We start from the raw sequence: 13,565 nt of genomic DNA, 5'->3' as shown, positions 1-13,565 counted from the left end.
GTTCGGTCATCTCGATCTGGCGTTTCGTCTTTCCTGTCATCTCGACCGAGCGCAGCGAGCGGAGAGATCTCCACACTCCGCAGTGAGGTGATCGCATGACCGTCATCCGTTCCATGTGGCGACGCGTCGAAGGTAAATTCGCGCTGACCGTGCTGGGCCTGTGGCTGCTCGTCGCCGTTGTCTCCCTGTTCTGGACGCCGCAGCCGTTGCTTGCGACCGACGGCTACCACGTGTGGGCGAAGCCGTCCGCCGCGCACTGGCTCGGCACCGACGGCACCGGGGCCGACGTGTTGAGCTGGCTGATGGCCGGTTCGCGCACGAACCTGCTCATCGTGATCCTGACGGTGCTGTTCGCGGCCGCGCTCGGACTGCTGCTCGTCGCGGCAATGGTCGCGAGGGTCTCCGCGCTCGCCTCCGCATCCGTGGTCGTGGTCGATGCGCTGATTTCCATACCGACCGTGCTGCTCGCGCTCATCCTCGCCGTGCCGCTCGGCGCGTCGATCGTCGTGATCGTTGTCGCCTGCGGATTCGGGTACGGACTGAATCTCGCGCGAGTCGCCCGTCCCGCCGCACTGCTCGCCGCACGGTCGTCGTACGTCGAATCCGCGTTGTCCAACGGCGCGTCCGGCTGGTGGACGTTCATGCGGCATATCGTGCCGAACACGCTGCCAGTGTTGCTCGTGCAGCTCTCCCTGTCGGCCGGAACGGCGGTATTGGCCGAAAGCGGGCTCACATATCTGGGCATCGGCGTGCCGAGCGGCGTGCCGAGCTGGGGGCATTCGCTCGCCACGTCGGTCAAGTTCATCAACGTGTATCCGCTGACGGTGCTGTGGCCCGGCCTGATCGTCACGGTGGTCGTCGTCGCGCTCAACGTCTTCGGCGACGTGCTGCGCGACGCCATCGACCCGTTGACCAATCTTGTATTGCGGGAAGGCGAGGGGAGGGAAGCACGATGAGCGTTGAGGTTCGAGGATTGAACGTGGCGATCGGAGGGAAGTCCATTGTTCGGGACGTGGACATGGACATCGCCGACGGAGAGCGGGTCGGATTGGTCGGCTCGTCAGGGTCAGGCAAGTCGATGATCTCGCGTGCGATCATGGGGCTGTTGCCGGCGAACGCGACGGTGTCCGGTTCGATTTTGGTCGGCGATCAGCAGATCGTCGGCACGGATGATGCGACGTTGGCCGACCTGCGCGGTCGATATATGGGCATGGTGTTCCAGAATCCGGCCGTCTCACTCAATCCGGTGATGACCGTCGAGCAGCAGATCGCGTTGCCGCTACGACTGCACTACGACCTGACTCGCAGTGAACGGCAGGATCGCGTGCGCGCGATGCTCGGTAAGGTCGGATTGCCGTCTGACGTGATGGGCAAGTATCCGCACGAACTGTCCGGCGGGCAGCAGCAGCGCGTCGGCATCGCGACCGCGCTGATCACCTCGCCGCGATTCATCATCGCCGACGAGCCGACCACCGCACTCGATTCGATCGTCCAACGCCAGATCGTCGACCTGCTCGTCTCGCTGGTCGACGACGCCGGCGCATCCATGCTGTTCATCACCCATGATTTCGCCGTGCTCGCCCACGCCACCACGCGCTGCTACGTGCTCGCCGGCGGTGCGATCGCCGACTTCGGCGACACCGCCGACCTGCTCGCGCATCCATCCACTCCCGAATCCGCCCGCCTCGTCTCCGCCGCCCGCGCCCTCTCCCTGAGCATCAAATGAGGATGACCATCATGAACAAGCCACTCCTCTCCGCCCGCCACATCAATAAATCCTTCGGCCGTCGCAACGCCCGTCGTCAGGTGCTCTTCGACGTATCCGCCGACGTGTATCCGGGCGAGTGCCTCGCCGTCATCGGCGGCTCGGGTTCAGGCAAATCGACGCTGACCCGCATCATGCTTGGCCTTGAATCCGCCGATTCCGGCACCGTCGACTATGCGGGCGGCGGCATCCGTCGCGAATCCGGACTCGTATTCCAGGACCCGTTCTCCTCGCTCGATCCGCGCTGGCGCGTCGCGCGGTCCGTCTCGGAGCCGTTGCTGATCCAACATCGCGATCTGTCTCGCGGCGACATTGAAGCGCGTGCCAACGCGGCGTTGCGCACCGTCGGCCTCGACCCGGCCGTGTTCGCGCGCCGCTATCCGATCGATCTGTCCGGCGGCCAGGCGCAACGCGTCGCCATCGCTCGCGCGATTGTCAACGAGCCGAAGATCATCCTTGCCGACGAACCGATGAGCGCGATCGACGTGACCGCGCGCATCCAGATCCTTGACGCCTTCGCCGTCATCCGTGAAACACATCGTGAAACAGCGATCATCATGGTGTCGCACGATCTCGGCGTCGTCCAGCACATCGCCGACCGCATCCTCGTGCTCCACGGCGGGCGCGTCGAGGAATGTGGGCCGTCCGCTGCAGTGCTCGGTGATCCGCAATCCGACTACACGCGCCAGCTCATCGAAGCCGCGTCGCTGTAGCGCGACACGATCATGTGTGTTATTGACGTTCCGTCCCATTGGTTATATGGTTAGTTACATAAGTAATGAACCAATGAGGTTCATGCGACGCTGGGACGACAACGATCATCACGTCCTGACCGAAGGAGGTGGCCGTAACCCGTGCATTTCGACGATTCCAACGGCGTCCCGCTGTTTCGGCAGGTCGCCGACCAACTCAACGAGGCGATCATCGCCGGCACTTACCGCGACGGCGACCAGGTGCCCAGCACCACGGAAATCTCCTCGGCCTACCGCATCAACCCGGCGACCGTGCTCAAGGGCATGAACCTGCTCGTCGAACAGGGGCTGCTCGAGAAACGCCGCGGACTGGGCATGTTCGTCGCATCCGGCGCGGCCGGACGGGCGAAAACCGCCAAACGCGAGGAATTCCTCGACGAGCAGGTCCCGCGGTTCGTCGCTGAAGCCAAACGGCTCGGCATCACCGCCGACGACCTCGCCGCCATTATCGAGAAAGGCTACCGGTCATGAGCCTCACCGTCACCAACCTCGTCAAAACCTATGGCAACAGTGCCAAACCGGCGCTCGACCACGTCAATCTCACCTTGCAGCCGGTCATCTACGGCCTGTTCGGACGCAACGGCGCCGGCAAATCCACCCTGTTGTCCCTCATCGCCAACCGGCTTCTGCCCAGCGGCGGCATGGTCATGCTCGACGGTGCCAACGTTCGCGACAACGAAATCGCGCAAGGGCGCATCTACCTCGTCAACGAAACCCGCCCGTTCCTGTGGCCGGTGCGTCTGAGCGCGATCTTCCGTCGTGAGGAACGCTACTACGGCGGCTTTGACTGGGGATTCTGTTCGCGCATGCTTGCCGAATTCGGTGTCGCGCCGGGCGTGATGTACGGCAACTTGTCGCTTGGCCAGCGGCAGATCGTGCAATTGGTCGCCGCGCTGTGCGTGCCGGTCGACGTGCTGCTGCTCGACGAGCCGGTGCTCGGGCTCGACGCGGCCAACCGGCAGCTGTTCTACCGGTTCCTGCTCGAATCGTATGCGGAACGGCCGCGGACCATCGTCGTTTCGACGCATGTCATCGACGAGATCGCGCACGTCGTCGAACGTGCGGCCATCCTCGACCAAGGCCATGTCGTGGACGAATTTGCCGCCGAAGCGGTCGGCTCGCGCGCCGCGGTGCTGGTCGGCGACGAGAATACGGTGGACGATTTCATCGCGGACGCCGGACTGGGCGTCGTCGCGAAGGAACGGATGGGCCGACTGGCCAGCGTGACCGTTCGTGGCGAGATCGACGCGAACGGCCTGCCCGAAGGCATCATCGCCAGCGGACTGAGCTTGCAGGATTACGTCATCGCAGCGACCGGGCAATCGGGCAATGTTGCGGGCGATGCCGCGGCCGACCCGACACCAATGACAACGAACGCAGGGGAGCGGTGAACCATGATCAGACCACAATCGCATCTCAGCCGCCAGTTTGTCGCGATGGCGAAACGTTGCGCGATTCTCTATGCGGTGATGCTCGCCATTCCTCTGGCGACGCTCGGCATCTCCGCCTACCGCGTGTATGTGTGGCTCACGGAGTCGGGTTCCGAATCTGCCGCATTTCCCGTGGACGCCGAAGCCCGCATGTTCCCGTACCTGTTCCTGGTCGGTGTGATCTGGTTCGTCGGATTCTTCGACGTTGAACTGTGCCACGGCGTGTCCCGCCGGTCGTTCGCGAACGTCGGCATGATCGCGAACGTGACGATCGCCGCCGCGACGACGCTCATCCTCATGCCGGTGCAGTACGCCGGGGCGTTACTGACGCGAACGGTGCGATCCGCGACGGAATCCCAACAGGACGATCTGTTGCGCTCGCCGTTGGGCGTACTGCTGTATCTGCAAGGGGAGCGATCCGGGCGGTTCCAGTTCGCGGGAACCGATTGTCTGGTCGGAACGTTGGCGAACCGTGCGGTGTGCAGTGAGCCGGTTGCCGTGCCGTTTGACTGGCTGTATATGTCGATGAAGATGTTCTCGATGATGCTGATCGTCGCCTCGCTGGGCATGCTGGCAGGCGCGTTGATTGCATGGGCGTTCAACGGCGGCGTGATGCGCTGGGCGGGCGGCTCGCTGCTGCTGATCGCGGTGGTCGCCGTATATACGGTGCTTAATCCGTGGTGGTATGCGGGCGACCAATATGATGGGGCGTTGCCGCGGGCGCTGTACTGGGTGAAGAACCTGCTGTCCGGCAGTGTGATCCGTGACGTGGGGACTTGGCAGGTCATCTCGTACGTCGCGTGGATTCCGTTCGTGTTCTCGCTGCTGTTGTTCGCGGTATGCGCGTTCGCCGTCGACCGGATGACGGCACGACGCGAGATCCGGCCGTCCCGTCGGCATCTGATCGGCTGACCGGCGTTGCCGTATGACTCGTTCTTGTTGAGGTACGGTCGTTTCCAAGGCGAACAACGACCGTACCTCAACAAGAAAACGACGACGATGTTGAGCTAAGGTCGTCTTGCGGTCCGGCGGAGGCCGTAACTCAACAAGGGGATGGTGGTTATGTTGAGTTACGGCCTTTGGATATGCGTGCCTGTGGGACAGGAGGGGCGGACGCCGGTGGCGGTCAGTTCGCCCCGTTGAAGTCGCCGCCGGTGAAGAACGAGGCGACCGACTGCACGACCTGCCTGGTGAGGCTCACGTATGCCTCGTCGTTGCGCCACGCCACATGCGGGGTCAACACGATGCCCGGCAAGGTGCGCAACGGATCGTCCATCGGCAGCGGCTCATGGTCGAACACGTCCAACGCGGCTTGGACGTCGCCTCGCAGCAGTCGTGCGGTCAGCGCGCCCGGCTCGATGATCTCGGCGCGTGCGGTATTGACGAACAACGTGCCCGGACGCATACGGTCGAGCTGACGGGCCGTGATGATGCCGGCCGTGGATTCCAGCAACGGCAGGTGAAGACTCACGATGTCCGCGCGTTCCATCAGATCGCCCATATCGTCGATCAATTCCACGCCGAGTTCGGTTGCCGCGGACGGGTCGACGTGCGAATTCCATACGGCCACATGCATCCCAAACCCGTTGGCGATACGGGCCACGGTCTGACCGATGCCTCCGAATCCCACCAATCCCAGCGTTTTGCCGTGCAGCGCGTAGCCTTCCGCACCGGTCCAGTCGCCGGAGCGCACCTCGGCGTTCAGCCGTCCGGTCTCGCGGGCCAGCTCCAATATCAGCGCGAACGTATGCTCCGCCACCGCATGATCGCCGTAATGCACGATGTTGCACACGCGCACATTGCGCTCGCGGGTCTTCGCCATATTGATGTAGCTCGCCACGCCCGTGCCGCCGAACGCGAAGCAGCGCACGTGGCCGGAGCCGCCGTCGAAGCCGCAGAAGCGGTCGAGCGCCGCATCGGGAATGTGGAATCCGATCACCATCACCGCATCCGCGTCGGCGGACCTCTCAAGCAGCGTCTCCTTGTCCGTAGTGCGATCCGTGTACATGCGCACGCGTGCGATGTCGTGCAGCAGGGGAAGGTTCTTGGTGAACGGTTCGATCATCGCCTCGAACACCGTCGGCATCACCGCCAGCGGCAGGTCGATGCGGTCGGGTTGCGTCTCGATGATGCGCGGCGTGGATTGCTGTTCGCTCATGCCTTCACTGTAATGCGACATATCGAACGGCCTTGTTTCACCTCTGCTCCCTTTGGAGCGCTGTCAACCGGCGATCGCTGCGTGCAGGACCTCAAGCACTTTGCTCCCCCTGAAGGGGGAGCTGTCGGCGTAGCCGACTGAGGGGGTGAAAGAGTTCCAACGATCAACAGCCGGAGAAGGATAGTCTCTGCCTAGGGATAATATGAAGTCAACTTCATATGAAGCGTGCTTCAGTTTTGGTCGAACGATGATCGCCGGCGGCGTTGCAGGCAGTGCCGCCGGCGATATGACAAGGAGGTGATGCGGGTCGATGAAGACCAAGGTCCGTGAATACCGGAAGGCTGCCGGCATGACGCAGCAGGAGCTGGCCGATGCGGTGCATGTGTCGTCCCGTACGATCATCTCGATCGAAAAGGAACAATACAGCCCCTCGCTCATGCTGGCCTACCGGCTGGCGCAGGTGTTCGGCACCAGCATCGAGGACCTGTGCATGCTGGCCGAGAACGAGCGCATCGAAGGCGATAACGAATAAGAACGTGGATGGGAAAGATCGGAGGATTGGAATGAAACCGAGAATACGAAGCCGCAAGGCGTTGCGCGGCGCGATCTGCATGGCTGTGGCTTCGCTGCTGCAACTTGGCATGGTGCTGGGAGCGTTTGGCCGTGCCTCGTCGCAACGGTATACATGGTCATGGGCGTTGGAGGTGATCACGCTCGTCATATTCCTTGCCAGTGCCGTCATGTGGCTGTGCGCGGCGTATTCCGAGACGGCGGCCCTTGCCATCGGGGAAAAGCCGCCGGAGGACGAGCGTGACCGGTCGGTGCTGACCAAAGCCAATGCGAAGGCGCTTCAGGTGCTGGAGGCAACGATGCTGTCGGTCGCGATCGTCGTGCTGTTCGTCGGCATCGCGCTGGACAATATGATTCTTGCCGTCATCGGATTGACGGTGATCGTGTGCGGATGGGCGGCATTGACGTTGCAAATCGGACTGGCATGGTGGTATTTCCGGCATTGACCGCCGCGAGATACCACCGATACCGCCGATTTGCGCAGGGCGCCGGGTGGCCGGAGATTGACTGCCGCTGATTCTGATCGGTTGCGGTGGTTGCGGTTGGCCACAACCAGCAGCTCCGGGGCTTGCGTCACCAGTTCGGATTGACGGTCTGCATGGCCACGCCGTCGGTCATGACCTTGAACCCGAACCGTTCGTAGAACGACGCGTTCTTGCTTTCCTCCGGCATGACCTCCACATAGAAGAAGTCGCGGTACTTCTCCTGGATCATGCGCACCATGTGCCCGGCGATGCCGTGGCCCTGGTATTCGGGGTCGACCAGCACATAGTGCATGTAGGCCAGCATCGCGCCGTCGTCCAATGCGCGCACCAGACCGACCAGACAGTCGCCGTCCCAAGCCGAGATCACGGTCGAGGAGCCCATCAGCGCCTTGTACGGCTGATCCGGGTATTCGCCGGACATCCAGCCGACGGAACGAAACAGCTGCTGGACCTGATCCTTGGTGAACTTGCGTTCCTCGGTGTATGCAATGGTCATGGTTGATCCCCTTATCGTTAACTCATGTGGCGTGTTCGGCCAATACTAAAAGGATGGCCTCGCGTGTCCATGGGTGCGTCCGCAATGTGGTGATCTATTGCGAGGAGGTGATATGCATTCCGGCAATCGGCGCATTGGCGTGATGGCGCATTGAATCGGTATGAAACGCGTGCCGGCGATGTCTTCAGGACCGGCGAAGCGAAAAATGAGACGGCGATTTGCGACGAAACACGCGTGCCATATAGTGAGCCATACTTTTGAGCCATACGGCCCGTATATCGAGGGGAGTACAAGCATGGCAACCGCCCAGCTGAATGTGGATGACAGCAAATACACGCTGCCCGTCGTCAAGGCCACCGCGGGGCCGGACGGCATCGTGGTCTCCAAGCTGCGCAACGACGGTTGGGTCACGCTCGACCCCGGATTCCTCACCACCGCGCAATGCGAATCGAAGATCACGTACATCGACGGCCAGCACTCGATCCTGCGCTACCGGGGCTACCCGATCGAGCAGCTATGCGACCAGTCCGACTTCCTCGAAGTCGCCTGGCTGCTGCGCCACGGCGAACTGCCCAGCAAGGAGCAGTATGAGAAGTTCGTTTCCGACATCAACCATCGCACGATGGTCGGCGAGGACTTCCGCACGTTCATGGGCTCGTTCCCGCGCACCGCGCACCCGATGAGCGTGCTCGCTTCCGCCATCAACGCGCTCGCCACCTTCTACCCGGACACCACCGACATCACCGACTCCGACCAGCTGGACGAGGCCGCGGTCATCATCATGGCCAAGGTGCGCACGATCGTGTCGTACATCTTCCGCCGCCGCCGTGACGAGCCGATGCTCTACCCGGACTACGCCCGCGGCTATGTCGACGACTTCCTGCGCATGTGCTTCGCCGTGCCGTACGAGCCGTTCGAATCCGACCCGCTGTACGTGCACGCGCTCGGCCGACTGCTCATCATCCACGCCGACCATGAGCAGAACTGCTCCACCTCGGTCGTGCGCATCGCCGGGTCCGCCCACGCGAACCTGTATTCCGCGGTCGCCGCCGGCGTCAACGCCCTGTCCGGCCCGTTGCACGGCGGCGCGAACGAGGCCGTGCTGCGCCAGCTCAAGGCCATCCGCGACTCCGGCAAGTCGGTGCGCGAGTTCGTCGAGGACGCGAAGGCGAATGGCCAGCGCATCTCCGGCCTCGGCCATCGCGTCTACAAGTCGTACGATCCGCGCGCCGCGATCGCCAAGACGTATCTGGAAAAGATCATGGAACGCGAGGACACGTCGAAGCTGCCGGCCGACGAACGTGCGCTGTTCGACGTCGCCACCGAACTGGAGGACATCGCGCTGACTGACGAGTATTTCGTCTCCCGCCACCTCTACCCGAACGTCGACTTCTACACCGGACTGATCTACCGTGCCATCGGCTTCGACCCGGCCATGTTCACCACGCTGTTCGCGCTCGGCCGCATCCCCGGCTGGATTGCGCAGTACCGTGAGATGCTCGCCGACCCGAACACGAAGATCGGCCGTCCGCGTCAGGTCTACACCGGCGAGACGCTGCGCGACTACGTGCCGCTGGACCAGCGCTGACATCGCGGGCAGGTTTGACCCCGTGCCGTGCTACGATGGCGGCGTTGTCAAGGCAGTGATCCGTTATCAGCGGGGAGCCTTCGGAAGAACGGCGTTCGGCTAATCGGCCGGCCGCCCAGTAGACCCGACGGGATCGGCCCGACACAGCCGAACTCAAGCGGTCGCACTCCGCGAGGGCAATAGCCTCGAACGGAACGCGACAAGCGAGGTGGTACCGCGGTGACCGGCGGTCGGCACAGAGCCGAAACCGAACCGATCATCGTCCTCGTAGGCAGGAATGACAGTCGATCGTCATGCCCGGCCGCGAGGCCCCGCGCATGGTGATCGTCAATCGCTCCTGTAGGACAGAGCAAAACATTGACGAGGAGAACCATGGTGAGCGAAACCACCAATCATGTGTATCCCAAGGCGAACGAAGGCGGCGAAACCGCATCCGTCGCGCCGAACCCGAGCTTCCCGCACATGGAGGAGACCGTCCTCGACTACTGGGACAAGGACGACACCTTCCAGAAGTCGGTCGAACGCCGCCCCTCCGGCGACCACAGCCAGAACGAGTTCGTGTTCTTCGACGGCCCGCCGTTCGCGAACGGCCTGCCGCACTACGGCCACCTGCTGACCGGCTACGCGAAGGACGTCATCCCGCGCTACCAGACCATGAAGGGTCACAAGGTCAACCGCGTGTTCGGCTGGGACACGCACGGCCTGCCCGCCGAACTTGAGGCGCAGAAGGAACTCGGCATCGACTCGGTCGCCCAGATCGAGGAAATGGGCATCGACAAGTTCAACGACGCCTGCCGCGCCTCCGTCTTGAAGTACACGCGCGAATGGCAGGACTACGTGCACCGTCAGGCCCGCTGGGTCGACTTCGAGCACGGCTACAAGACGCTGAACATCCCGTACATGGAGTCCGTGATGTGGGCGTTCAAGCAGCTCTACGAGAAGGGTCTTGCCTATCAGGGCTACCGCGTGCTGCCGTACTGCCCGAAGGACCAGACGCCGCTGAGCGCGCACGAGCTGCGCATGGACGCCGACGTGTACCAGGACCGTCAGGACACCACCGTCTCCGTCGCCGTCAAGATGCGCGACGAGGACGCCTACGCCGTGTTCTGGACCACCACGCCGTGGACCGTCCCGACCAACTTCGCGATCGTCGTCGGCGCGGACATCGACTACGTCGAGGTCGAGCCGACTGAAGGCAAGTTCGCCGGCAAGAAGTTCTACCTCGGCAAGGCGCTCCTGCCGCACTACACCAAGGAACTCGGCGAGAACTACACGGTCGTGCGCGAGCTCAAGGGCTCCGAGCTGGCCGGCCGCCGTTACTGGCCCGTCTTCCCATACTTCGCGGGCGAGAAGGCCGAGATGGAAGGCAACGTTCCCGGTCCGAACGGCTACACGATCTTCACCGCCGACTACGTCGACACCGTCGAGGGCACCGGCCTCGTGCATCAGGCCCCTTACGGCGAAGACGATATGAACACGCTCAACGCCAAGGGCATCAAGAGCACCGACGTGCTCGACAACGGCTGCAACTTCACGTCGCAGTGCCCGGACTACGAGGGCCTGTTCGTGTTCGACGCGAACCTGCCGATCCTGCGCAACCTGCGCGCCGGCGACGGCCCGCTCGCCCAGATCGACGAGGACAAGCGCGCGATCCTCTTCCAGGAGAAGAGCTACGTGCATTCCTACCCGCACTGCTGGCGCTGTGCCACGCCGCTGATCTACAAGCCGGTCAGCTCCTGGTTCGTCTCCGTCACCAAGATCAAGCCGCGTCTGCTCGAACTCAACCAGCAGATCAACTGGATCCCGGAGAACGTCAAGGACGGCCAGTTCGGCAAGTGGCTCGCCAACGCGCGCGATTGGTCGATCTCCCGCAACCGCTTCTGGGGTTCCCCGATCCCGGTGTGGGTGTCCGACGACCCGAAGTACCCGCGCGTCGACGTGTACGGTTCGCTCGAAGAGCTGAAGAACGACTTCGGCGACTACCCGCGCGACAAGGACGGCAACATCAACATGCACCGTCCGTGGATCGACAACCTGACCCGACCGAACCCGGACGATCCGACCGGCAAGAGCCACATGCATCGCATCACCGACGTGCTCGACTGCTGGTTCGAGTCCGGTTCGATGTCGTTCGCGCAGTTCCACTACCCGTTCGAGAACAAGGAGAAGTTCGAACAGCACTTCCCGGCTGACTACATCGTCGAATACATCGGTCAGACCCGTGGCTGGTTCTACCTGCTGCACGTCATGGCGACTGCCCTGTTCGACCGTCCGGCGTTCAAGAACGTGATCTGCCACGGCATCGTGCTCGGCTCCGACGGCCAGAAGATGTCGAAGCACCTGCGTAACTACCCGGACGTCAACGGCGTGTTCGACAAGTACGGTTCCGACGCGATGCGCTGGTTCCTCATGTCCTCGCCGATCCTGCGCGGCGGCAACCTGATCGTCACCGCCGAAGGCATCCGCGACACGGTTCGTCAGGTCATGCTGCCGGTGTGGAGCTCCTACTACTTCTTCACGCTGTATGCCAACGCGGCCAACAAGGGCGCCGGTTTCGACGCCCGTCAGCTCACCGCCGATGAGGTTGCGAACCTGCCGGAGATGGACCGCTACCTGCTGGCCCGCACCCGCCGACTGGTCGAGAAGGTCCAGAAGTCGCTTGACGAGTTCGCGATCTCCGACGCCTGCGACGCGGCCGTCGACTTCATCGACGTGCTCACCAACTGGTACATCCGCAACACCCGCGACCGCTTCTGGAACGAGGACGCGAACGCGTTCAACACGCTGTACACCGTGCTCGAGGTGTTCATGCGCGTGCTCGCCCCGCTCGCCCCGATGGAAGCCGAATCCGTGTGGCGTGGACTGACCGGCGGCGAATCGGTGCATCTGGCCGACTGGCCGTTCCTCGCGGACGAGAAGACCGGCGAGGCGACCGAGCTCGGCCGCGTGCTGGCCGACGATCCGAAGCTGGTCAACGCGATGGAGAAGGTGCGCGAGGTCGTTTCGGGCACGCTGTCGCTGCGCAAGGCGGAGCAGATCCGCGTGCGCCAGCCGCTCGCCAAGCTCACCGTCGTGGTCGAGGACGTGGCCGACGTCGAGGCGTACGCCGAGATCCTCAAGTCCGAGCTGAACGTGAAGGACATCGAGTTCTGCACGATGGAGGACGCCGGCACGAAGGGCCTGAAGATCGTCCACCAGCTCAAGGTGAACGCCCGTGCGGCCGGCCCGCGCCTCGGCAAGCAGGTTCAGTTCGCGATCAAGGCGTCCAAGACGGGTGCCTGGCACGTCGATGCCGCCACCGGCGCCCCGGTGGTCGAGACTCCGAACGGCGAGGTCGCACTGGAGAACGGCGAGTACGAGCTGATCAACCGTGTGGAGGAGGAGAATGCCGCGGAAGCCGCGTCGTCCGTTTCCGCCGCACTGCCGACCGGCGGTTTCGTGATTCTCGACACCGCGCTGAACGACGACCTGATCGCCGAGGGCTACGCCCGCGACGCAATCCGCGCCGTGCAGGACGCCCGTAAGGACGCCGGCCTCGACATCGCCGACCGCATCAGCCTGAAGCTGACCGTGCCGGCCGCCGATGCGCCGAAGGCCGAGCAGTTCCGCGACCTCATCGCGCATGAGACGCTCGCCGAAGCCGGCCTCGAGATCGTGGCCGACGCGGACGCCAAGGAACTGGCCGTCGAGGTCGCCAAGGCGTGATGCCGGATTCCGGTCAGCGTCGAATCTCATAAAAGAGATCCGTCTCACTCAAGGGTGAACCGAATGATTGCGTTCGGTTCACCCTTTGTCGTATTCGGGAGATTGTCTCGCACGCATGAGCCGTCCGCATGAGTTACCTGTTGGTACGAGACACGCCGTGCACTGGTCGATCGGCGTTCATCTTTGGGTTGCTTTCGGGGATTATGCTGAGTGTATCGGCCGTTTTATGACTGTTGCGACACGCCGAAGGATTCGTTATGCCGCAACGGTTTTTGCGACTCTCTCGATTCTCGATTTGCGTATGTGCCGAGGTGTGTGTAAATTAATCACCTGTTGCCGCTCAGCGCGGCGGGTTCTTCTCCTGAAGGTTCGGCCCGCTGACGTGGTGGTGGTTTGAGAACTCAAGAGCGTGTTTGTACTACTTCTTTATAGTCAATGATTGCCAGTTCATTCCTCGCTTCCTGTTTGGGGAGTCCATGAGAGTGGTTAATGAGGGGTGAGGTTTTTGTGTGGACGTCCTTCCTTATAGGATGTTCCGTCAATTGATGTTTTGAGAGTCATTCAATGGTTCTCTTCACGAGGTTTTTTTGTGGAGGGTTCGATTCTGGCTCAGGAT

At 62.8% G+C, this 13,565-nt stretch carries 12 protein-coding genes; 10 read left to right on the top strand and 2 right to left on the bottom strand.

What is annotated here, in order from left to right:
- The first annotated feature begins 95 nt into the window (after positions 1–95).
- The 6 genes from JS541_RS06555 to JS541_RS06530 all read left to right on the top strand — a co-directional run bounded on the left by JS541_RS06555 (position 96) and on the right by JS541_RS06530 (position 4,859).
- Entirely contained in the window at positions 96–956 is an 861-nt protein-coding gene (locus JS541_RS06555; protein WP_240539272.1) for an ABC transporter permease, read from the top strand.
- A complete protein-coding gene (locus JS541_RS06550) occupies positions 953–1,726 on the top strand; it encodes an ABC transporter ATP-binding protein (protein WP_214373661.1) in 774 nt (257 codons plus the stop codon). Before JS541_RS06555 ends, JS541_RS06550 begins: the two co-directional genes overlap by 4 nt.
- 2 nt (positions 1,727–1,728) lie before the next feature.
- Entirely contained in the window at positions 1,729–2,478 is a 750-nt protein-coding gene (locus JS541_RS06545; protein ID WP_214373660.1) for a dipeptide/oligopeptide/nickel ABC transporter ATP-binding protein, read from the top strand.
- A 141-nt stretch (positions 2,479–2,619) separates the two neighbouring features.
- A complete protein-coding gene (locus JS541_RS06540) occupies positions 2,620–2,988 on the top strand; it encodes a GntR family transcriptional regulator (RefSeq protein WP_214373659.1) in 369 nt (122 codons plus the stop codon).
- Positions 2,985–3,908 (top strand): ABC transporter ATP-binding protein, encoded by a 924-nt coding sequence (locus tag JS541_RS06535; protein WP_214373658.1) that lies wholly within the window; start codon positions 2,985–2,987, stop codon positions 3,906–3,908. Before JS541_RS06540 ends, JS541_RS06535 begins: the two co-directional genes overlap by 4 nt.
- A 3-nt stretch (positions 3,909–3,911) precedes the next feature.
- On the top strand, positions 3,912–4,859 hold the full coding sequence (locus JS541_RS06530; RefSeq protein ID WP_214373657.1) for a hypothetical protein: 948 nt from the start codon (positions 3,912–3,914) through the stop codon (positions 4,857–4,859).
- A 214-nt stretch (positions 4,860–5,073) separates the two neighbouring features.
- Here the strand turns inward: JS541_RS06530 and JS541_RS06525 are convergent, their stop codons facing one another.
- Entirely contained in the window at positions 5,074–6,126 is a 1,053-nt protein-coding gene (locus JS541_RS06525; protein WP_240539271.1) for a D-2-hydroxyacid dehydrogenase family protein, read from the bottom strand.
- A gap of 289 nt (positions 6,127–6,415) precedes the next feature.
- Between JS541_RS06525 and JS541_RS06520 the strand changes: the two genes are divergently transcribed.
- Both JS541_RS06520 and JS541_RS06515 read left to right on the top strand, forming a co-directional pair.
- Positions 6,416–6,637, top strand: coding sequence for a helix-turn-helix transcriptional regulator (locus JS541_RS06520; protein WP_214373656.1), 222 nt, complete (start codon positions 6,416–6,418; stop codon positions 6,635–6,637).
- Between the two features lie 31 nt (positions 6,638–6,668).
- Positions 6,669–7,121: a hypothetical protein gene (locus JS541_RS06515; RefSeq protein ID WP_214373655.1), complete on the top strand. Its 453-nt coding sequence runs from the start codon at positions 6,669–6,671 to the stop codon at positions 7,119–7,121.
- A gap of 127 nt (positions 7,122–7,248) precedes the next feature.
- On the opposite strand, the gene JS541_RS06510 is transcribed toward JS541_RS06515, so the two are convergent.
- On the bottom strand, positions 7,249–7,656 hold the full coding sequence (locus tag JS541_RS06510; protein WP_214373654.1) for a GNAT family N-acetyltransferase: 408 nt from the start codon (positions 7,654–7,656) through the stop codon (positions 7,249–7,251).
- Positions 7,657–7,951: 295 nt separating this feature from the next.
- On the opposite strand from JS541_RS06510, the gene JS541_RS06505 reads away from it, so the two are divergent.
- Both JS541_RS06505 and ileS read left to right on the top strand, forming a co-directional pair.
- On the top strand, positions 7,952–9,244 hold the full coding sequence (locus tag JS541_RS06505) for a citrate synthase (protein ID WP_214373653.1): 1,293 nt from the start codon (positions 7,952–7,954) through the stop codon (positions 9,242–9,244).
- Between the two features lie 375 nt (positions 9,245–9,619).
- Complete coding sequence (ileS, locus tag JS541_RS06500; RefSeq protein ID WP_346428297.1) at positions 9,620–12,949, top strand: mupirocin-resistant isoleucine--tRNA ligase; 3,330 nt, start codon at positions 9,620–9,622, stop codon at positions 12,947–12,949.
- Positions 12,950–13,565: the final 616 nt, after the last annotated feature.

This window comes from Bifidobacterium sp. SO1, from assembly GCF_018555335.1.
Taxonomy (GTDB): Bacteria; Actinomycetota; Actinomycetes; order Actinomycetales; family Bifidobacteriaceae; genus Bifidobacterium; species Bifidobacterium simiiventris.
The sequence above is the reverse complement of the archived record's forward strand: the minus strand, read 5'-3'. Positions and strand labels throughout refer to the sequence as shown.